The organism is Acidovorax sp. NN32 (genome assembly GCF_057597245.1).
On record NZ_CP199679.1, the window covers coordinates 2,525,763 to 2,545,153 of the forward strand.

The window sequence follows — 19,391 nt, forward strand, 5'->3', positions numbered from 1 at the left end:
GGGCCATTCTAGGGGCGACCGATACATTTGGTTAATGGTTTGTGGCAGGGCGATGGATTGCGAGCACACGGCCATGTGCTTGCGTGAACAAGGCGAGTAAGCCCGACCTTCGGCGGGGTGCCATGCGTCACATGGGTGACGATCATGGGGGCATTCCCCTTGCTTGGTGCAGGTGGGCCATCTAGGCTGCTGGGAACAAGGAGACTGTTTGCCCATGCGCCCTCACTACCAGTTCTGGCCCCGTCGTTTGCCCAAGTCCATCACGCTGCCTGCCACCTCACTGTGGGACAACCTGGCAACCAATGCACGCCGTTACCCCGACAAGGCGGCGCTGGTGTTTTTTGGAAGCACGACGAGCTACCGCCAGTTGATGGAGAGCGCTGAGCGCCTGGCCGCCAGGCTGGGGCAACTGGGGGTGCAGCGGGGCGACCGCGTGGTGCTGTGCATGCAGAACTGCCCGCAGCTGGTGATGGCGCATTTCGCCATCCTGCGGGCCAATGCGGTGGTGGTGCCGGTCAATCCGATGAATCGGGCCGAAGAGCTCAAGCACTACATCACCGATCCCGACACCAAGGTGGCGATCACTACCGGTGATCTGGCACCGGATATGGCCAAGGCCAGCAATGCGTTGGCCCCTGGCGAGCGGCTGGCGCATCTGGTGGTCACACAGTTTTCGGATGCGTTCGACGTGAACGTGACCGGCATCGATGCGCCGCCTGAAGCATGGATGGACTGGCTGGGCGCGCGCCACCCGCTGCCTGGACTGGAGGGCGGGCAGGCCCACGCCTGGACGGACGCCCTGGCCTGTGCGGAAGCGCCACCCGCCCTGTCGGTAGGCCCGGCCGACCTGGCGCTGCTGCCCTACACCAGTGGCACCACAGGCCTGCCCAAGGGCTGTATGCACCTGCACAAAAGCATCATGCACAACACGGTGGCCGCCAGCCTGTGGGGCAATGGGTCTGCCGACAATGTGACGCTGGCGGTGGTGCCCATGTTCCACATCACCGGCATGGTGAGCGTGATGCACACGTCGATTTACTGCGGCGCCACGCTGGTCATCATGCCCCGGTGGGACCGCGACCTGGCTGGGCGCCTGATATCGCACTACAAGGTCACCACCTGGACCAACATTCCCACCATGGTCATCGACCTGCTGGGCAGCCCGAACTTTGCCAGCTATGACCTGTCCAGCCTGGCCTATATCGGTGGTGGTGGGGCCGCCATGCCGCAGGCCGTGGCGCAGCGCTTGCTGGAGCAGTATGGCCTGCGGTATTCCGAGGGCTATGGCCTGACCGAGACAGCCGCTCCGTCGCACGCCAACCCGCCCGACCACCCCAAGCAGCAGTGCCTGGGCATTCCGTTCATGAGCACCGACGCGCGGGTGATCGACCCCGACACGCTGCAGGAGCTGCCGGTGGGCGAGCAGGGCGAGATCATCATCCATGGCCCCGAGGTGTTCGAGGGTTACTGGAAGCGGCCCGATGCCACGGCCTCGGCCTTCATCGAGTTCGAGGGCAAGCGCTTCTTCCGTTCGGGGGACCTGGGGCGCATGGACGAGGACGGCTATTTCTTTTTGACCGACCGGCTCAAGCGCATGATCAACGCGAGCGGTTTCAAGGTCTGGCCTGCCGAGGTCGAGGCGCTGATGTTCCGCCACCCGGCCATCCAGGAGGCCTGCATCATCGCCGCCAAAGACAGCTACCGGGGCGAGACGGTCAAGGCGGTAGTGGTGCTGCGCGCCACGCACCAGGACACGACCGAGCAGCAGATCATCGACTGGTGCCGCGAGAACATGGCGGTCTACAAGGTGCCGCGCATCGTGCAGTTTGTGGCGGCGTTGCCCAAGAGCGGCAGTGGCAAGGTGATGTGGCGGGCGCTGCAGGAGCAGGAGGCTCAGTAGGGGAAGTGGCAGTAGCAGTTGCAGTGGCAGCAGCCGCTGTGGCCCATTGGCGTGTGGCCAGGCCGGGAATCGGAATCAGGGGCTGCCATCGGTAGCCCTTTTTTCCATGCCCCGGGTCAGTGGGATGGCGTAGCCAGCGTCAGCTCGCCCAGGTCGCGCTCCAGCAAGGCGGGGTCGCCCAATTGCAGTTCGATCAGGCGGCGCAGGTGGGTCACGCTGTCCAGATCGATGCCCCGGCACAGCAGGCCGGTGTGCAGGCCTTCGGTATGCGCGACTTCGGTGGACATGGCGATGTGGTTGCCGGTTTCGGCCAGGGGAATGGTCAGCTGGCAGAGCATGCCCGGCTCCAGGTCGGCCTGCGCGGGCACCATGATCAACGCGCCTTTGAGGGACAGGTCCAGCACATGCACGCTGAATGCGTCGGTGGATGTGGTCAGCAGGGCCGGTGCGTCAAAGCCGACGCGGACAAAGTGGCGGCGTTCGTGGGGCATCGCTGTCTCCTGGGCGAAGCGGGGGGTGGACACATGCTACTCCAAGCCCGGCGGTGGCAGATTGCATTTGGATGTTTTTGCAAGCTTTCGTTACCATGGGTCTTATTTCCCTGATTTCGATAGGGCCAAGCTGTGAGTCCATGCGTGTACTGGTTCGGGAGCCATTGCGTCGGCTGGCTGCGATGGGCAGTGCTGTTGGCGTTGCTGTGGGCAGGTGGCGTTGCGATGGCGGCTCCGCGCGAGCTGCGCGTGGGGGTGTATTCCAACGAACCCAAGGTGTTTGTGAACCAGGAGGGCAAGCCCTCAGGCATCTTTGTGGACCTGCTTCAGCTGGTGGCCACCCGAGAGCAGTGGACGCTGCGCTATGTCCCCTGCGATTGGCAGGACTGTCTGGATGCGCTGGCAGCCGGGCAGATTGACCTGATGCCCGACGTCGCCCGCACCCGCGAGCGCGAGCGGCTGTTCGACTTTCATGCCTCGCCTGTGCTGCACAGCTGGTCGCAGGTCTACCGCGCGCGGGGCAGTTCCATCCAGTCGATGTTCGACCTGGCGGGCAAGCGCGTGGCGGTGCTCAAGGGCTCGGTGCAGCGCGCAACCTTCCAGAGCATGATGGACAGTTTTGGCATTGCAGTGCTGCTGATCGATGCGTCCACACTGACGGAGGCTTTCGAATTTGCACAGAGCGGCGATGCGGATGCGGTGATTGCCAATCACCTGTTCGGCAACTTCCATGCGGCCCAATATGGGCTGGCGGATTCGGGCATCGTGTTCCAGCCCGCCACCTTGTACTTTGCCACCGGCCTCGGACGCAACGCCGATGTGCTGGATGCCATTGATCGATCAGTGCAGGACTGGCGCAGCGGTGCCGACACGCAATACACCCAGGTTCTGCGCCGCTGGGGCGGGCAGGAGCAGGGCGCGCGCATTCCCCCCTGGGTGTGGTGGGGTGTGGCGGGGCTGTCGCTGTTCGGGCTGCTGGCCGCGCTCTCTGCCGTGGTGCTGCAGCGCAAGGTGCAGGAGCGCACACGCCACCTTCAGGTCAGCGAGCAGAAGCTGGCGGCCATTCTCGACAGCGTGGGTGCCTTCATCTACATCAAGGGGCGGGACTATCGCTACCAGTATGCGAACCACCATATCCTGGAGCTGTTCGGGCGGCCCGCGAGCGAGGTGGTGGGGCAGGATGACACGGCTTTTTTTGACCAGGCCACTGCCGTACAGATCCAGGAGAACGACCGGCGCGTGCTGGAGCACGGCGAGCGGCTGGAGGTGGAAGAGGTCAATACCCACCTGGCCGATGGCGTGACCCGTGCCTACCTGTCGGTCAAGATTCCCCTTCGCCTGCCCGACGGCAGCATCCACGCGCTGTGCGGTATCTCCACCGACATCACAGAGCGCCGCCGGGCCGAGGAGTCGTTGCGGATTGCGGCGTCCGTGTTCGAGTCCTTCGAGGGCATGGTGGTGACGGGGCCGGACCAGCGCATCCTCAAGGCCAACCAGTCGTATGCACGCCTCACGGGGTATACGGTGGAGGAGCTCGTGGGCCAGACCCCCGCATTGCTGCAGTCTGGCCGCCACGATGCGCAGTTTTACGAAGGCCTGCACAGTGCGCTGCGCAGCACCGGTGCCTGGCAGGGCGAAGTGTGGAACCGGCGCAAGAACGGCGAGGTGTACCCCGCGTGGATCACGGTGACGGCTGTGCGTTCTGCACAAGGCGAGGTCACGCACTATGTGGGCACGCTGACCGACATCTCGCACCGCAAGGCGGCCGAGGAGGAGATCCGCCTGCTCGCGTTCTACGACCCGCTCACCGGTCTGCCCAACCGCCGCCTCATGAACGACCGCCTGCAGCACAGCCTGGCCACCTCGGCGCGCTCCGGTGCGGGCGGGGCGCTGCTGTTTGTGGACCTGGACAACTTCAAGGATCTGAACGATACGCAGGGCCACGAGTTTGGTGACCAGCTCTTGCGCCAGGTGGCGGCCCGCCTGGGCGGCTGTGTGCGCAGCGGCGACACCGTGGCGCGGCTGGGGGGCGACGAATTTGTGCTGCTGATCGAGGGGCTGAGCCCACAGGCCCACGAAGCCGCCGCCCAGGCAGAAACCGTGGGGCGCGCGGTGCTGCTCGCATTGGCGCAAGGCTATCCGCTCGGGGGGCACACGTACCACAGCTCGTGCAGCATCGGCGTGGCGCTGTATGCCGATGCGCAGGGCTCAGTGGACGAACTGCTCAAGCGGGGCGACATGGCCATGTACCAGGCCAAGGGTGCCGGGCGCAACACGATGCGGTTCTTTGATCCGCGCACACAGGCCGCCGTCACGGCGCGCACGGCCCTGGAGTCCGGGATGCGCGAGGCCTTGCGTGACGGCCAGTTCCTGCTGCACTACCAGGCCCAGATCAGCCAAGCCCACGGCATGGTGGGGGCCGAGGCGCTGGTGCGCTGGCAGCACCCGCAGCGGGGGCTGGTGTCGCCGGCCGAGTTCATTCCGGTGGCCGAGGCCTCGGGCCTCATCGTGCCGCTGGGGGCGTGGATATTGCGCACTGCCTGTCTGCAGCTGGTGGAGTGGGAAAAAGACCCGGCCACCGCCCCCTGGACCTTGGCCGTCAACGTGAGCGCGCGCCAGTTCCGCCACCCGCACTTTGTGGACGAGGTGCTGGGCGTGCTTGAAGAGACGGGGGCCAACCCGCAGCGCCTGAAGCTGGAGCTGACCGAGACCCTGCTGCTTGACGACGTGGAGGACACGATCGAGCGCATGACCACGCTGCGGGCGCTGGGCCTGGGGTTTTCGCTCGACGACTTCGGCACCGGGTACTCGTCCCTGAGCTACCTCAAACGCCTGCCGCTGGACCAGCTCAAGATCGACCAGAGTTTTGTGCGCGACCTGCTCACCGACGCCAACGATGCCAGCATTGCCCGCACCATCGTCACCCTGGCCCAGAGCCTGGACCTGGGCGTGATTGCCGAAGGCGTGGAAACCTGCGAGCAGCGCGACATGCTGGCCAGCCTGGGCTGCCACATGTGGCAGGGCTACCTGTTTGGGCGGCCCGGACCTGCCAGCGCACTGCGGGAGGCGCCGGCAGGGGCGGTGGTGTAGGGCCGTCTGTTGTTGGAGGGTGCTTCTGTTTTGATAGCTGCTAGCGCTTGATAGGTAAGCGCTAGAAGCAAATTTTGCTTGTAAAATTGACCGCTGCGAGGCCGGCAAGGGGTTCTGTCGCCATTTCCTTACATCCTGTGCACCTTGCGCGGTGTAGGGTGTGGCAGGCCTTGTTACAAACCAGGGCCAGCCTACCGCAGCCGCCCAACGGGTGGCGGCTCCGGGTGGCAAAAACAAGGAGTCCCCCATGAAAAACACCACCATGACCACGATGCACTCACTCCGTCTTCTCCTGTCTGGCGCGATGGCCGCGCTGCTGCTGGCAGCCGCTGGCGGCGCCCACGCGCAGGCCTATGTCAACGCCACCGTGGGCGGCGAACTGGCGCCCGGCGTGTACGGCCGCATCAACATCGGCAATGCGCCACCACCGCCGCTGATCTACGCCGAGCCGGTCATCATCCACCGCCCGGCGGTGGTGGTGCCACGGGCACCCATCTACCTGTATGTGCCGCCCGGCCATGCCAAGAACTGGGGCAAACACTGTGGCCGCTACAACGCCTGCAACCAGCCGGTGTATTTTGTGCAGGAGCCACCACCACGCCGTGGCCCTCCACCCCGTGCCCACGGCCGCGATGACCGCCGCTGGGACGACGACCAACGCCACGGTGGCAAGCACGACCGTGACCAGGACCGGGGGCGCGGCCATGGCAACGGCAAGGGCCACGGCAACCGCGATTGATGGCTAACGGCTAACGACTGAGGGGGAAGGCCGATCGCAGCACTGCGGGGTGCCAAGCAGGTGCAGGCCCTGCCGCACCTTGCTTGAGCCACCGCAGAAGACCTGCGGCGCCAGCGGTTAAGCTCGGGCTTCTATGGCCCAAGTCACTTTTTCTCCTCCGTTCACGGCTCCCTCCGATGTGGCGAGCCAGCTCCGCAAGGCGGGCTACGCCGTTTTGTCGCCTGCCGATGTGGCCCGCTGGGTGGGCTGCGATCTTTCGTCGCTGATGGCCCTGAATGGCGACTGGGCGGCGTTGCCGCCCGATGATTTTCTGAAGGACGGTGGCCGCTACCGGCGCCGCCGCCATGCGTGTTTTGTGGTGCAGGGCGGGCAACTGCAGCAGGCACCGCACCGGGCGCACTGGCAACCTGTGGAATACAACGCGCTGCATGGCGGCATGGAGCGCTGGTTTGCGCCCATGGAGGCTGCCACCGTGGCCCAGCCGGTGTGGCAGCAGCTGCTGGCTGCGCTGGCCGGGGTGTCCGATGCCGTGTTTGCTCCGTCCGAGGCGCCCGTGCCCTGGTTCATCGAGGCGCACCAGTTCCGCATCGACACCACCGACGGCATTGGCCGGCCCACGCCCGAGGGGGCGCACCGCGATGGCGTGGACCTGGTGGCCGTCTTCCTGGTGGGGCGCGAGGGCGTCAAGGGCGGCGAGACGCGCGTGTTCGAGGCCGCAGGCCCGAGCGGCCAGCGCTTTACGCTGACCGAGCCGTGGTCTTTGCTGCTGCTGGACGATGCCCGCATGATCCACGAGTCCACCCCCATTCAGCCGTTGGCCGAAGGCGGGTACCGCGACACCCTGGTGGTCACCTGCCGCCGAGGCAACTTTCAGGGGGCGGACGTGGTGGGGCAGACCCCGGCAGCCTGAACACAAGCGCCTGCAGCAGCGCATGTGTGAAGCCGATTTGATGCGAATCAAGATGCGGGGTATGGTGGCGGTTCACACTCTGGTTCAAGAAGTCGGGCCACAAGCTTGACTCACCCATCAACCCAAGGAGAGCACCATGTTCAAGCACATTCTGGTTCCAGTCGATGGTTCCAACACCTCGATGCTGGCCGTGTCCAAGGCGGCCGGGCTGGCCAAGACCTTTGGCAGCGCCGTGACGGCGGTCTATGTGGTAGACCCCTATCCCTTCACCGGCGTGGGGGCCGATTTTGCGTATGGCCAGGCGCAGTACATCAATGCCGCTACCTCCGAAGCCAACGCGGCCCTGGAAGCCACGCGCAAAGCCATGGCCGAAGCCGGTGTGGCTGTGACCACCGTGGTGGGCGAAGGCCATGCCGTGCACGACGGCATCCTGCGCGCGCTGGAGAGCACAGGCGCCGACCTCATCGTGATGGGTTCCCACGGTCGGCGCGGCCTTGAAAAGCTGGTGCTGGGCAGCGTCACGCAGCGCGTGCTGGGTGTAGTGCACATCCCCGTGCTGGTGGTGCGCGACTGAGGGCGTTGCTCCTTAAAAAAACGGCTCCTTACGGGGCCGTTTTTCATGGCAGTTCTCGATAACGCTGCGCATCCGCTTCCCACAGCTCGCGGAACAGGCGCGCCTCCCACCAGTGCACCCGTGGATCTGGCTCCGCCAGGCCACCGGGTGCGTCCCCCTTCAGGGGGAAGGCGCGAAGCGCCTCAGGGGGTCACTCAATCTTTGCGCCGGAGGCTTCCACGATGCCCTTCCACTTGGCGTAGTCGGTCTTGAGCAGGGTGCCAAACTGTGCGGGCGACATGGCTTCGGGCTCGGCGCCCTGGGCCTGGATGGCGGCCTTCATGTCGGGCGTGGCCAGCAGCTTGTTGATTTCAGCGTTCACGGTGGTCACCACGGCGGCGGGTGTACCGGCTGGGGCAAACACGCCGTACCAGGTGCTCACATCAAAGTCCTTGAAGCCCGACTCGGCCACGGTGGGCACTTCGGGCAGCGACGAGCTGCGCTTGGCCGACGTGACGGCCAGCGGACGCAGCTTGCCTGCCTTGATCTGGCCCATGGCAGAGGGCAGGGACGAGACCAGCAGGTCCACGTTGCCCGCCAGCGCATCCATCAACGCGGGGTTCGATCCTTTGTACGGGATGTGGCTCAGCTTGACGCCTGCGGCCTTCTCGAACAGGTCACCTGCCAGGTGGATGGAGGTGCCGTTGCCGGGCGAGCCATAGGTGATGGTGCCGGGCGAGGCCTTGGCGGCGGCCACCACGTCGGCCAGCGTTTTGTACTTGGAGTTGACGCTGGTGGCGATGACCACGGGCGTGTAGGCCACGTGGGCGATGGCGGTCAGGTCCTTGGTGGGGTCCCAGGGCAGGTTTTTGTACAGCCAGGGGCCAATCACGAGGTTGTCCTTCTGGCCCATCACCAGGTCATAGCCCGTGGGCGCGGCCTTGACAGCTTCGCCAATGCCGATGGTGCCGCCCGCGCCGGCCTTGTTGTCGGCCACCACGGTCCACTTGGCGCTTTCGGTGAGCTTGGTGGCCACCAGGCGCGAGAGGATGTCGGTGCCGCCGCCGGGCGGGAAGGGCACGATCAGGCGGATGGGCTTGGTGGGGTAGGCCGCAGCCGGTGCGGGTGCCTGGGCGTGCGCGGTGGTGCCCACGGCAAAAGCGATCGCAGTGAAGGAAAGCAGGGTGCGAATCATGGTGTGGTTTGTCTCCGTCGGTTCATGGAATGTGCAGGCGGTGGCTGGGCACACGCCACCTGGCTGATCTGGGTCAGCGGGCGCCAATGATCGCTGATGACCGGAGGCGCCCGCCTTGCCAATGGCAGGTGGCAGCATCGCGGGTGGCGATGGCAGTGTTCCCACCCGCAGGGAGGTCAGATGCGTTCAAAAATCGCTGCAATGCCCTGACCACCGCCGATGCACATCGTCACCAGCGCGTAGCGGCCCTGGATGCGTTGCAGCTCGTGGATGGCCTTCACGGTGATGAGCGCGCCGGTCGCGCCAATGGGGTGGCCCAGCGAAATACCCGAGCCATTGGGGTTGACCTTGGCAGGGTCCAGGCCCAGGTCCTTGGTCACTGCGCAGGCCTGGGCGGCAAAGGCTTCGTTGGCTTCGATCACGTCCAGGTCGTTGACGGTGAGGCCCGCCTTTTTCAGCGCCAGCTGCGTGGCAGGCACGGGGCCGATGCCCATGTACTTGGGGTCCACGCCTGCGTGGGCGTAGGCCACCAGGCGTGCCAGGGGCTTGGCGCCGCGGGCCTTGGCGGCACCGGCTTCCATCAGCACCACGGCGGCGGCAGCGTCGTTGATGCCCGAGGCGTTGCCGGCCGTCACCGTGCCGTTTTCCTTGATGAACACGGGCTTGAGCTTGGCCAGGTCGTCCATCGTGGCGCCGGGGCGGAAGTGCTCGTCGGTGGCGTACAACACGTCGCCCTTCTTGCTCTTGAGCGTGACGGGGACGATCTGGTCTTTGAACACGCCGTTTTGCGTGGCGCGTTCGGCGCGGTTGTGGCTTTCCACCGCCAGCTTGTCCTGGTCTTCACGCGTGATGCCCCATTTGGCGGCAATGTTCTCGGCCGTCACACCCATGTGGATGTTGTGGAAGGGGTCGTGCAGAGCGCCGATCATCATGTCCACCATCTTGGTGTCGCCCATGCGGGCGCCCCAGCGCATGTTCAGGCTGGCAAAGGGCACGCGGCTCATGTTTTCAGCGCCGGCGCCAATCGCCACGTCGGTGTCGCCCAGCAGGATGGACTGGCTGGCATTGACGATGGCCTGCAGGCCCGAGCCACACAGGCGGTTCACGTTGAAAGCAGGCGTGCCTTCGCCGCAGCCACCGTTGATGGCGGCCACGCGCGACAGGTACATGTCCTTGGGTTCGGTGTTGACCACATGGCCAAACACCACGTGGCCCACGTCCTTGCCTTCCACGTTGGCACGTGCAAGCGATTCGCGCACCACGAGTGCGCCCAGTTCGGTGGGAGGCACGTCCTTCAGGCTGCCACCAAAGGTGCCAATGGCGGTGCGCACTGCGCTGACGACGACGACTTCACGGGTCATGGGGAGGTCCTTTCAGATGAATTTGAGGCTAAATTGGCCGCTAGCGCTTGTCCAGAAAGCGCTAGCAGCTATAAAAACAGGAGTTTCGGGGCTTTAGGCATCTCTGACATCGGCCACCGGGTTGGTGCCAAAGTCTGCGCGCTCCAGCCAGGCGAGCACGCGGATAGCGGCGTCGGTGGGCGATGTGAGTTGGCCACCCGTCTTGAGGTTGGCGAAATTCTGGCGGTCCGGGAATGCGGCCGGGTCGGCGCCGCGCAGCTGGACCTGCATGTCGGTGTCGATCACACCAGGCGCCAGCGAGCATACCTTGGCACCGTGGGGCTTGAGGGCCTCGTCCAGCGCCACGCAGCGCGTGAAGTGGTCCATGCCGGCCTTGGCCGCGCAGTAGGCGGCCTGCGAGGCCATGGCCCGGCGGCCCAGGCCCGAGGAGATGTTGAGCACCTTGCGGGGCACCGTCCAGCTGTCCGTTGCACCCAGGAAGGCGGCGGTCAGTTGCATGGGAGCCTCCAGCCCCACACGCAGGGCGGTGGCCAGGTCGTCCACATTGCTGTGTGACAGCGGTGCAATCTGCGGAATCATGCCCGCGTTGTTGATCAGCGTGGCGCTGGCAAATGCCTGAGGGCCTTGCGCCTGCAGCCAAGCCTGCAGCTTGTGGGCGGCCTGTTCGCCCTGCGACAGGTCTTGCTGCCACTGTTCGATGGTGACGCCTGCCGCTTTCGCTTCGATGGCCAGGTCGGCGTTGGTGCTGCGCGCGATGCAGACGAGAGTGTTGCCGCTCTTCAAAAGCTGCTGGGCCATGGCCAGGCCCATGCCGCGCGATGCGCCGGTGAGGATGGTGAGGTGGTTTTGGGGCATCCCGCCATGTTACTGCGCAGTACCCATGGCCGGGGGTAATTACTGCCCTGTGGGCGACTCAAGCGCCGCCAGCAGCAGTGCCAGCCGGGCGTCAAGTGCCGCGAGGTCGGCGGCCTTCAGTGGCGCCAGGATGCGGTGCTCGTTGGCCACATGGGCTTCCACGGCGCGGTCGATCAGTGCCAACCCCTCGGGTGTGAGCTGCACCAGCGAGCTGCGCGCGTCGTCGGGGTTGGGCAGGCGGGTGATCCAGCCCTGGGCTTCGAGCTTGCCCATGCGGTGCGTCATGGTGCCCGAGGTGACCATGAGCGTGGAAAACAGCGTGGTCGGTGCCAGGCAGTGGGGCGCGCCGCTGCGGCGCAGCGTGGCCAGCACGTCGAACTCCCAATAGCTCAGGCCGAATTCGGCAAAGGTCTCGTCGAGCCTGCGCTGCAACAGTGCGGCGCAGCGTTTGATGCGGCCGATGGGGCCCATGGGGCTCACGTCCAGGTCGGGGCGCTCACGGTGCCACTGGGCCAGGATGGCGTCCACGGCGTCGGGTTGGCGTTGAGTGGCCATGGTGTTGGTGATGAAATTATCTTGAATTCAAGATTGTAGGGCACAGGCGTGGTAGGATTATTTATCTTGAATTGAAGATAGATTGCCATGCAAAACCACCGTACCTCTCCTTGGCTGGATGCGCTCACGACGGCTCTGGGCCCGGTGATCTGGGGCTCTACCTATATCGTCACCACCGAGCTGTTGCCGCCCGACCGGCCCTTCACGGCGGCGCTGCTGCGCACGCTGCCTGCAGGCCTGCTGCTGGTGTTGTGGTGCCGCCGTTGGCCGGCGTGGGGCGATTGGGTGGGGTGGCGGCGCCTGCTGGTGCTGTCGGCGCTGAACATCGGGGTCTTCCAGGCGCTGCTGTTTGTGGCGGCCTACCGGTTGCCGGGGGGCGTGGCGGCTGTGGTGGGCGCCATAGGTCCGCTGGTGGTGATGGGGCTGGTCTGGGCGCTGGACCATCGGCGTCCGCCCGGCCTGGCGTTGGCGGCGGGTGCCCTGGGCGTGCTGGGCATGGCGGCGCTGCTGCTGTCGCCGGGGGCGCGGTGGGACATGGTGGGCGTGGCTGCGGCGCTGGTGGGCACAGTGTGCATGGCAGCGGGCACGTTCTGGTCGCGGCGCTGGCGGTCGGACCTGCCGGTGCTGGCATTCACGGGCTGGCAGCTGCTGGCGGGCGGCATCATGCTGGCGCCCGTGGCCTGGGTGGTCGACCCGCCGCTGCCCGCGCTCTCGGCCACGCAGGTAGGCGGCTATGTCTACCTGAGTCTGGCGGGTGCCCTGTTGGCCTACGCGCTGTGGTTTCGTGGCATTGCGCGGTTGCCGTCGGTGGCGGTGTCGTCGCTAGGGCTGCTGAGTCCGGTCACGGCCGTGCTGCTGGGCTGGGTGTTGCTGGGGCAGGCCATGACAGGGGTGGCGCTGGGGGGCATGCTGGTGGTGCTGGCCAGCATTTTGGCGGTGCAGTGGGCGATGTCGAGGCCGGTGCAAGGGTAGGTTCGTTGGTGGCGCCGGGAGGCGGTCTTGATTGCTATATTTTGTATAGCTAACAATGAGAACCATCATGCGCCAGGGCCTCAAAAGGCCCTGAACCATCGCCCTGCCTTGCGGCGCCTCAGGCTGCGGCGATGGCGCGGGGCGCGCTGACGCGTGCAACCGGTGCCAGGGCTGGGTGGGCCGTGTGGGTCGGCGGTGTGGGCGCCCGGCTCGCGGCTGGCAGGGGGGGGCTGCTGCCCGCTGTATCCAACTGGAACACCGAGACCAGCTGGACGAGATCCTGGGCCTGGCTCTTCATGCTGCTGGCGGCGGCGGCCATTTCTTCGACGAGGGCTGCGTTCTGTTGCGTGGCCTGGTCCATCTGCATCACGGCTTCACCCACCTGGCCCACGCCGTCGCTCTGCTCGGCGCTGGCGGCACTGATCTCGCTCATGATGTCCGTCACACGCCGGATCGACTGGACAACATCCGTCATCGTCTGCCCGGCTTTGTCGACCAGGGCCGTGCCCTGGTCCACACGGCTGACGCTGGCCGAGATGAGTTCCTTGATCTCCTTGGCAGCTTCGGCCGACCGGCCCGCCAGCCCCCGCACTTCGGTGGCCACCACGGCAAAGCCCCGGCCCTGCTCGCCCGCACGCGCGGCTTCCACGGCGGCGTTCAGTGCCAGGATGTTGGTCTGAAAGGCGATGCCGTCGATCACGCTGATGATGTCGGCAATTTTCTTGGAGCTGTCGTTGATGCCCTTCATGGTCTCCACCACCTGGGCCACCACTTCGCCACCCTGCACGGCCACGTCGTTGGCATTGCGGGCGAGCTTGTTGGCTTGCTGGGCGCTGTCGGAGTTCTGCTTCACGGTCGAGCCCAGCTCCTCCATGGAAGCAGCGGTTTGCTGCAGCGCGCTGGCCTGGCGTTCGGTGCGGGCCGAGAGGTCGTGGTTGCCCTGCGAGATTTCTGCACTGGCGGTGGAGACGCTTTCGGCGCTTTGCCGCACGTTGGCCACGATGTCGGCCAGCTTGGCACGCATGTGTGCCAGCTCGGTGAGCAACTGGCCCGGCTCGTCCTTGGCCCCCAGGGGGATGGGAGTGGCCAGGTCACCCGCCGCGATGGCCGTGGTGGCCTGTACGGCCTGCCGCACAGGGGCGGTGATGGAGCGGGTGGTCCACCACGCCAGGAACAACCCCACCAGGATGGCCAGCACGGTGCTGCCGCTCACCCAGGCGGTGCTGGCCTCGGCCTTGCGCGTGGTGTCCTTCAGGGTGCTGGCCACGCCTTCGTCCAGCGTGTGGGTCAGCTCTTGCAGCACGGCCGCGTAGCTCTGAAAGACGGGCGCGAGCACGGTATCTGCCTGCGCGGCCACGTCCTGTCCCGCCTCCTTGGCTTTGACGAGTTCGGTGCGCTTGACGCGGTAGGCATCGCGCGCGGCAATAGCCTGGTCGTAAAGCTGTATTTCCTTGCCGGGCAACAGGTAGCTGTGCACCTCCTGCATGCGCTTGCTTTGCACCTCGACCACGGCAGACATGTCTTTCTTGAGCTTGCCGGCGTACTGGGCGTCGTTGGCTTTGAGGAAGGCCTCGGTGCGCAACCAGTTCATCTGGATGTCGGTCTGCCACTGGTGCACGATGCCCTGGCGCTTGAGTTCCGAGGTGGCAATGTGCTCGTTGCTGTGCTGCAGGGCGGTTACGCTCATGACGCCGAGTACAGCGATGACCATGGTGATCAGTAGCAGCAGCCCGAATGCCACTCCAAGTCGAATGCCCAGTTTCAGGTCTTTGATGCGCATGGCGGTTCCTTGAGGGTGCAGTGGCGAAGGTGTGTGAAGGGGCTGGGGTAGGGGTCCTGTGCACCAGGTTGGTTTGCCGCGCTGGTCAGGACAAGGCCGCTGCCCCGGTTTCCAGGGAGCTGGTGCTTTGCAGGCGCTGGCGCACGCGCTCCAGGTAGTCTGCCCGCACGCGGCGGGCCGCATAGTCGCGCGGCGCACTGCGCAGCAACTGCTCCCAGGCCTCGCCGCGCCGCTTTTCTGACTGCTGGTGGCACTGCGCCAGCACCACGGGCGTGGGGGGCAGGGCCTGGGCCTCGGTCATGCATTCGTAGCCGTAGTAGTGCATGGTTTCCCACGCCAGGCTTTCGATGGTCTCGATCTCGTGGGGCTGCAGTTGGGTCTTGAATTTGTCCTTGTTGGCTGGCAGGGGGGCAAAGCAGTTGGACTCCCACAGGGCGGACATGCGGGACAGGTCTTGCGCCTCTTGCGATGCCGCGATGTCCAGCATCTGCGGCAGGAACTCGATGCCGATGAACTGGCAGATGCGCCGCAGCGTGTGTTCCTGGTCGCTCAGGAAGTCTTCGTAGCGGATGGTGAGCACGCGGTCCGGGTAGCGCAGTGCCAGTGCGCGGCCTGTGGCGTGGGCCTTGACCCAGGCCAGGGCGTTGAGTGTGGTGTCGAAGTCGTGAATGATTGCCCGGTTCATCGAAGCCACCTGCGCCCGGGGGTCGCGCACCACGTTCAGAAAGCGCATATCCGGAAACAGGGCCATCAGGTCGTGCGCGTAGTGGACGCTGTCGAGCGACTTGTCCATGGCCACGCTGGCACCGTGCTGCTCCGCGCTGCGCAGCAGTAGCTCCCACACAATGCGGTGCACGCTGCGGGGTTCATTCTCCAGCGCGTTGAAGATCTCCTCGGCGTCGAAATGCACCCCCGGCCACTTCACCATGCTGGATTGCTGCAGTCCCACCACGTCTTTGACCATCTGCCGGTACGCGCTGTCGTCGCGCAGGTCGCCATACAGCGGCACCAGGGGCATGAAGTCCACGATGTGCAGGGGGTAGGGGGAGTGGAACTGTGGGCTGGCGTTCAGGCGCAGGCGCAGTGCATGGCTGCCGCAGCGCCGCAGCGGAATCATCAACAGCGGAAGCGGGCGTGTAGTGCGGGTTGGCTGGTTCATGGTGTGTCTGACTCCAGGTGCGCGAAGAACTCGTTGATGAAGCGATCCATATCCTGGTCGGGCAGCCGGTCGATGCCGCCCGCGCCATGGCGACCGCCACCCGCCGGGTAGCGGCTGCAGAAAATGTCGGCACGGCTGGCGCTGGCGCTGCCGATACGCAGGTTCACCAGAAAGTCGCCGTCCGAACGGGGCGTGAGCACGGCGACCGAACGCCCGTTGTTGCGCGCCACCAGCTGGTTGGCCAGGGTGCCGCACAGACGCCGGGCCCATGCGCGGTCGGGCAGCACGTACACGGTGGCCCGGTCGTTGGCGGTGTAGGGGGCCAGGTCCTGCACGGCCTGCTGGTCGCTGGCATGGCCTTCTTGCAGGCGGCGGAATTCGTAGGCCTTGGCCATGAAGTCGAGCGGGCTTTCAAAGCGATGGAGTGACCGGTACAGCTGCACGGGGCAAAAGTGCAGGTCTTCGCGGCTTTCGCCATAGGCGTTGTAGTTGAGCAGGTAGCCCAGCTGCGCCAGCGCACCGCGTGTGGCCGCCGTGCAGCCATACTCGCGCGCCATGCGGTCGGCCACGGCGTCCAGGTTGTCACCGTAGGCCGCCACGATGGCCCACTGGCGCAAAACGCCGCCCAGGTGGCGGTCTACCAGGATGCTGGTGCAGACGTCCAGGCCGGTGTCAATATGGGCGGTGAGCTGCGGGTGGCGGAAAAGGGTTTTTGCGCTGTGGTGGTCGAAATAAGTCACGTTGCCGCCGCCATTGAGCACCCGGCACACGCCCTGCGCATTGCGGTCCCACGAGATGTCGAGCGCCGTCACCTGCAGCGGCCGCCCGGAGGGCAGCTGGTCGAACAGGGCAATGTCCCGTTTCACCCCGCTGATGAGAAAGCTGTCGCGGGGCTCTACCAGGCGCAGCTGGTGCAGCGCACACAGCCCGTCGGCATCACCGTTGAAGAGGTCATAGGCGTGCACCCCATGGGCCGTGGGGGTTGGCGCCGGGGCGGAGACTGGGGCGTGGTCGGTAGACATGGAAAGAAACGTGCAAAAAAGACAGCCCTAGCGGATGTACCCGCGCTGGCGCAGGAGCGCGAGCACCTGCGCGCAGGCATCGGGCAGGCTCAGGTGGGCGGTGTCGATGCTGAAATCAGGCGATTCGGGTGCCTCGTAGGGGGCGGAAACCCCTGTGAACTGTGGGATGTGCCCCGCTCGCGCCAGGGTGTACAGGCCCTTGGGATCGCGGCCCTCGCACACGTTGAGCGGGGTGCTCACATGCACCTCCAGAAAGCGGTGTTCTCCGATGAGCGCACGGGCCATGGCACGGTCGCTGCGCTGGGGGGAGATGAGTGCGGTGAACACCATCAGCCCGGCGTCGTTCATGAGGGCGGCGACTTCGGCCACGCGCCGAATGTTTTCCGAGCGCTCGGCGGCGCTGAAACCGAGGTCGCGGTTGAGCCGGTGCCGCAGGTTGTCCCCGTCCAGCACAAAACTCGCAAACCCGAGTCCATGCAGTTCTTCCTCCAGCGCATAGGCCAGGGTGGACTTGCCCGCGCCGCTCAGGCCGGTGAGCCAGAGGGTGACGGGGCGCTGCTGCAGCAGGTCCTCGCGCAGGGGGCCGGTGACCCGTCCGGCATGCGGGATCACCACCCGCAGGCCGTGGGGCGTCAGGCCTGGAGAGGCAGCCGCAGGGGTCGGGCCCTGGGCCGGGTGCTGGAGCGAGGAAGGCTGCGGCATGGTCATGTCAGACAAAGGCTGTGGGCGGCGAGCGTGTCAGCAGGCGGTTTCGTGTTGTCACTTGCACCGAATGGAGCAGGCAAAAAGCGGATGGCCCTGGACCACGGTGGGCGGGCCCAGGCGATGCGATTCAAAACCCGTGCGGCGCAGCAGGCGCTCCACTCCCAGTGGAGAGACAGTGACCATGCGCTGGGCTCCGTGTGCCATGGCGCACCGGCTGGCCGCCTGCAGCAGGCCGGTGGTGATGGGCGAGGAGAACTGGTCGAGCGCAGAGCCCGTGGGGCCTGAAAAATCCATGGATGCAAAGCGGGACAGCTCCCACACCTCCGGCGCGTCGGGGGCCGGGGCACCGTTGAGCAGTTGCGGAAACACCTCGGCCAGCAGGTAGGGGCGGGTGGTGGGTAGAAGCCGGGCGGTGCCGATGACCTCGCCGTCTTCGTTCTGGGCGATGACGTAGACGGTGTCGTCCCGGTCGAACTGGTCCAGCTCCAGGGCATCGCGGCAGTGCAGCTGCCAGCCCAGTTTTTCCACAAAAACGCGGTGCCGGTACCGGGCCATGCGGGTCATCAGTGGTGGACGCAGTTCCGCAGAGCAGCCAGAGGTGATGCGCATCGGAGGTTCCCTCATGAGTTTTCCCCATTAGAAAATCACCCGAAAATATTTGTAACTACCAACTCTGGTAGGTGTTGCCTGACCCCGTCCCTCTCAAAATCAACTCGCCAAAGGGCTTCAATGCCGCCAGAATGTGGAAAAACGTAACGGCGGTTGATGGTGCGTAATTCGCATGCGGATGGTCAGTCTCTGTGGGGTGGTGCTCGGTGTTGGAGTCCTATGACAAGCTGGCAAGAAGATCTTTTGGGGGTGATGGACCGCGCGCAGTCTGAGCAAGAGGTTTTTTGCAAAATCGAGCTTGCTGCGCACGCCTTGGGGTTTGAGTACTGCGCCTATGGCCTGCGGGTACCCATGCCCCTGTCCAACCCAAAGACCATTTTCTTGAACAATTACCCGCCGGCCTGGCAGGAGCGGTATGTGCAGCAGGGCTATGTGCAGGTGGACCCCACGGTGCAGCATGGGTGCCGCAAGCAGACCCCGCTGGTCTGGTCGGACGACGTGTTTGCATCAGCCCAGGATTTCTGGGAGGACGCGCGATCGTTTGGCCTGCGCTTTGGATGGGCGCAATCGTGCATTGATGGGGGCGGGGTGCGCGGCATGCTGACGCTGGCGCGTTCGTCCGATGCCCTGACACCCGACGAGATTGCCCACAGCGAGATGAAGATGCGCTGGCTGGCGCACATTGCGCACCTGATCCTGTCGCGCATCTTTACGACACGCCAGGCCGAAGAGATGCAGCCGCATCTGACGGCCAGAGAAATCGAGGTGCTCAAATGGACCGCCGACGGCAAGACCTCTGCCGACATCTCCTCGCTGCTGGATGTGTCGGAAAACACCGTGAACTTCCACGTCAAGAATGCCGTGACCAAACTGCAAACCACCAACAAGACGGCTGCCACCGTGCGTGCCGCCATGCTGGGGTTGCTGGGCTGATGCAGCGGCCCGGGGGCGCTGTAGGCCCTTGCGCACAGCCAGACCGCACCAAGCTGGGATGGGCCGCAACCTGGGCGGCCTGTGGGGAGCGGGCGTGAACGCCATGCAGGTGTCGCCGGATGGCCTGCTGCGCCTGTCGATTGACGAGTTGCTGTCCCTGCCCATCCACCATCTGATGTCAGCGGTAGACCTGGACCTGGTGGTGCCGCGCACCGCAGTGTGCGGCTGCGAAACCACCATCAGCGGCTATACCGAATGGGTGAGCGCGTCCTGCCCCGTGGTTTCCATTGGCTGGGACTGGCACATCAGTCTCTGGACAGCGCAACGGCCCTTTGCCTGGGCACGGCTGGGCCAGCCCCGCAGCAACGTGATGCTGGTGTATTCCACGGGCAACGATACCGGGTGGCATAAGAACCTGGAACTGCTGTCCACGGTGGTGGACGCTTTGCCCTGGCAGGAGCAATTGAGCCATTCGGTGACGGCCCTGCTGCCCAGTCATTGAGTATGGTTTGCTATTAAAAATATAGCTGTAAATGACGCCCTTCAAGCGCTGGGTGGCAAA

General features: G+C 65.4%; 18 protein-coding genes. 8 read left to right on the forward strand and 10 right to left on the reverse strand.

Translation table 11 applies throughout. The features are described 5' to 3' along the window. Positions 1-214 precede the first annotated feature (214 nt). Positions 215-1,900, forward strand: a complete 1,686-nt coding sequence (locus tag ACT89O_RS11850) for a long-chain fatty acid--CoA ligase (RefSeq protein ID WP_487262753.1) — start codon at positions 215-217, stop codon at positions 1,898-1,900. 116 nt (positions 1,901-2,016) lie between these two features. Here the strand turns inward: ACT89O_RS11850 and ACT89O_RS11855 are convergent, their stop codons facing one another. Continuing rightward, entirely contained in the window at positions 2,017-2,391 is a 375-nt protein-coding gene (locus ACT89O_RS11855; RefSeq protein WP_055397452.1) for a PilZ domain-containing protein, read from the reverse strand. Between the two features lie 225 nt (positions 2,392-2,616). On the opposite strand from ACT89O_RS11855, the gene ACT89O_RS11860 reads away from it, so the two are divergent. The 4 genes from ACT89O_RS11860 to ACT89O_RS11875 all read left to right on the forward strand — a co-directional run bounded on the left by ACT89O_RS11860 (position 2,617) and on the right by ACT89O_RS11875 (position 7,704). Further along, entirely contained in the window at positions 2,617-5,481 is a 2,865-nt protein-coding gene (locus ACT89O_RS11860) for an EAL domain-containing protein (protein WP_487262754.1), read from the forward strand. Between the two features lie 247 nt (positions 5,482-5,728). Continuing rightward, positions 5,729-6,220 (forward strand): hypothetical protein, encoded by a 492-nt coding sequence (locus ACT89O_RS11865; protein WP_487262755.1) that lies wholly within the window; start codon positions 5,729-5,731, stop codon positions 6,218-6,220. A 133-nt stretch (positions 6,221-6,353) separates the two neighbouring features. Continuing rightward, the gene (locus ACT89O_RS11870) at positions 6,354-7,130 is read left to right on the forward strand and encodes a 2OG-Fe dioxygenase family protein (RefSeq protein ID WP_121419931.1); all 777 of its coding nucleotides are present in this window, start codon (positions 6,354-6,356) and stop codon (positions 7,128-7,130) included. Positions 7,131-7,266: 136 nt separating this feature from the next. After that, on the forward strand, positions 7,267-7,704 hold the full coding sequence (locus tag ACT89O_RS11875) for a universal stress protein (protein ID WP_055397444.1): 438 nt from the start codon (positions 7,267-7,269) through the stop codon (positions 7,702-7,704). 190 nt (positions 7,705-7,894) lie between these two features. Here the strand turns inward: ACT89O_RS11875 and ACT89O_RS11880 are convergent, their stop codons facing one another. From ACT89O_RS11880 to ACT89O_RS11895, 4 genes are all read right to left on the reverse strand, one after another. Next, positions 7,895-8,878, reverse strand: coding sequence for a tripartite tricarboxylate transporter substrate binding protein (locus tag ACT89O_RS11880; protein ID WP_055397442.1), 984 nt, complete (start codon positions 8,876-8,878; stop codon positions 7,895-7,897). A 176-nt stretch (positions 8,879-9,054) separates the two neighbouring features. Next, positions 9,055-10,239: a beta-ketothiolase BktB gene (gene bktB / locus ACT89O_RS11885; protein WP_055397440.1), complete on the reverse strand. Its 1,185-nt coding sequence runs from the start codon at positions 10,237-10,239 to the stop codon at positions 9,055-9,057. Between the two features lie 93 nt (positions 10,240-10,332). Next, a complete protein-coding gene (locus ACT89O_RS11890; protein WP_055397439.1) occupies positions 10,333-11,094 on the reverse strand; it encodes an SDR family NAD(P)-dependent oxidoreductase in 762 nt (253 codons plus the stop codon). A gap of 39 nt (positions 11,095-11,133) precedes the next feature. After that, positions 11,134-11,649 carry a MarR family winged helix-turn-helix transcriptional regulator gene (locus ACT89O_RS11895; RefSeq protein ID WP_431152845.1) on the reverse strand — a complete coding sequence of 172 codons (516 nt, stop codon included), beginning with the start codon at positions 11,647-11,649 and terminating at the stop codon, positions 11,134-11,136. An 87-nt stretch (positions 11,650-11,736) separates the two neighbouring features. On the opposite strand from ACT89O_RS11895, the gene ACT89O_RS11900 reads away from it, so the two are divergent. After that, positions 11,737-12,621, forward strand: coding sequence for an EamA family transporter (locus tag ACT89O_RS11900; RefSeq protein WP_121506588.1), 885 nt, complete (start codon positions 11,737-11,739; stop codon positions 12,619-12,621). A 118-nt stretch (positions 12,622-12,739) separates the two neighbouring features. Here the strand turns inward: ACT89O_RS11900 and ACT89O_RS11905 are convergent, their stop codons facing one another. The 5 genes from ACT89O_RS11905 to ACT89O_RS11925 form a co-directional block, all read right to left on the reverse strand. After that, positions 12,740-14,401 carry a methyl-accepting chemotaxis protein gene (locus tag ACT89O_RS11905; protein ID WP_487262756.1) on the reverse strand — a complete coding sequence of 554 codons (1,662 nt, stop codon included), beginning with the start codon at positions 14,399-14,401 and terminating at the stop codon, positions 12,740-12,742. A gap of 85 nt (positions 14,402-14,486) precedes the next feature. Beyond that, positions 14,487-15,560 carry a sulfotransferase family protein gene (locus ACT89O_RS11910; RefSeq protein ID WP_487262757.1) on the reverse strand — a complete coding sequence of 358 codons (1,074 nt, stop codon included), beginning with the start codon at positions 15,558-15,560 and terminating at the stop codon, positions 14,487-14,489. Then, positions 15,557-16,582 carry a hypothetical protein gene (locus ACT89O_RS11915; RefSeq protein WP_487262758.1) on the reverse strand — a complete coding sequence of 342 codons (1,026 nt, stop codon included), beginning with the start codon at positions 16,580-16,582 and terminating at the stop codon, positions 15,557-15,559. Before ACT89O_RS11915 ends, ACT89O_RS11910 begins: the two co-directional genes overlap by 4 nt. A 27-nt stretch (positions 16,583-16,609) precedes the next feature. Beyond that, positions 16,610-17,284 carry an adenylyl-sulfate kinase gene (gene cysC / locus ACT89O_RS11920; protein WP_487257150.1) on the reverse strand — a complete coding sequence of 225 codons (675 nt, stop codon included), beginning with the start codon at positions 17,282-17,284 and terminating at the stop codon, positions 16,610-16,612. Between the two features lie 57 nt (positions 17,285-17,341). Then, positions 17,342-17,896 carry an acyl-homoserine-lactone synthase gene (locus ACT89O_RS11925; protein WP_055397429.1) on the reverse strand — a complete coding sequence of 185 codons (555 nt, stop codon included), beginning with the start codon at positions 17,894-17,896 and terminating at the stop codon, positions 17,342-17,344. 252 nt (positions 17,897-18,148) lie between these two features. Here ACT89O_RS11925 and ACT89O_RS11930 point away from each other — a divergent pair, with 252 nt between their 5' ends. Both ACT89O_RS11930 and ACT89O_RS11935 read left to right on the forward strand, forming a co-directional pair. Then, positions 18,149-18,829, forward strand: a complete 681-nt coding sequence (locus ACT89O_RS11930; RefSeq protein WP_121506585.1) for an autoinducer binding domain-containing protein — start codon at positions 18,149-18,151, stop codon at positions 18,827-18,829. A 58-nt stretch (positions 18,830-18,887) separates the two neighbouring features. Continuing rightward, positions 18,888-19,331, forward strand: coding sequence for a DUF4902 domain-containing protein (locus ACT89O_RS11935; protein WP_055397425.1), 444 nt, complete (start codon positions 18,888-18,890; stop codon positions 19,329-19,331). The last annotated feature ends 60 nt before the right edge of the window (positions 19,332-19,391 follow it).

Coding starts and splice junctions, on each gene's coding strand:
- ACT89O_RS11850 (WP_487262753.1), top strand. CDS start 215: ATGCGCCCTCACTACCAGTTCTGGCCCCGTCGTTTGCCCAAGTCCATC.
- ACT89O_RS11855 (WP_055397452.1), bottom strand. CDS start 2,391: ATGCCCCACGAACGCCGCCACTTTGTCCGCGTCGGCTTTGACGCACCG.
- ACT89O_RS11860 (WP_487262754.1), top strand. CDS start 2,617: ATGGCGGCTCCGCGCGAGCTGCGCGTGGGGGTGTATTCCAACGAACCC.
- ACT89O_RS11865 (WP_487262755.1), top strand. CDS start 5,729: ATGAAAAACACCACCATGACCACGATGCACTCACTCCGTCTTCTCCTG.
- ACT89O_RS11870 (WP_121419931.1), top strand. CDS start 6,354: ATGGCCCAAGTCACTTTTTCTCCTCCGTTCACGGCTCCCTCCGATGTG.
- ACT89O_RS11875 (WP_055397444.1), top strand. CDS start 7,267: ATGTTCAAGCACATTCTGGTTCCAGTCGATGGTTCCAACACCTCGATG.
- ACT89O_RS11880 (WP_055397442.1), bottom strand. CDS start 8,878: ATGATTCGCACCCTGCTTTCCTTCACTGCGATCGCTTTTGCCGTGGGC.
- bktB (WP_055397440.1), bottom strand. CDS start 10,239: ATGACCCGTGAAGTCGTCGTCGTCAGCGCAGTGCGCACCGCCATTGGC.
- ACT89O_RS11890 (WP_055397439.1), bottom strand. CDS start 11,094: ATGCCCCAAAACCACCTCACCATCCTCACCGGCGCATCGCGCGGCATG.
- ACT89O_RS11895 (WP_431152845.1), bottom strand. CDS start 11,649: ATGGCCACTCAACGCCAACCCGACGCCGTGGACGCCATCCTGGCCCAG.
- ACT89O_RS11900 (WP_121506588.1), top strand. CDS start 11,737: ATGCAAAACCACCGTACCTCTCCTTGGCTGGATGCGCTCACGACGGCT.
- ACT89O_RS11905 (WP_487262756.1), bottom strand. CDS start 14,401: ATGCGCATCAAAGACCTGAAACTGGGCATTCGACTTGGAGTGGCATTC.
- ACT89O_RS11910 (WP_487262757.1), bottom strand. CDS start 15,560: ATGAACCAGCCAACCCGCACTACACGCCCGCTTCCGCTGTTGATGATT.
- ACT89O_RS11915 (WP_487262758.1), bottom strand. CDS start 16,582: ATGTCTACCGACCACGCCCCAGTCTCCGCCCCGGCGCCAACCCCCACG.
- cysC (WP_487257150.1), bottom strand. CDS start 17,284: ATGCCGCAGCCTTCCTCGCTCCAGCACCCGGCCCAGGGCCCGACCCCT.
- ACT89O_RS11925 (WP_055397429.1), bottom strand. CDS start 17,896: ATGCGCATCACCTCTGGCTGCTCTGCGGAACTGCGTCCACCACTGATG.
- ACT89O_RS11930 (WP_121506585.1), top strand. CDS start 18,149: ATGGACCGCGCGCAGTCTGAGCAAGAGGTTTTTTGCAAAATCGAGCTT.
- ACT89O_RS11935 (WP_055397425.1), top strand. CDS start 18,888: ATGGGCCGCAACCTGGGCGGCCTGTGGGGAGCGGGCGTGAACGCCATG.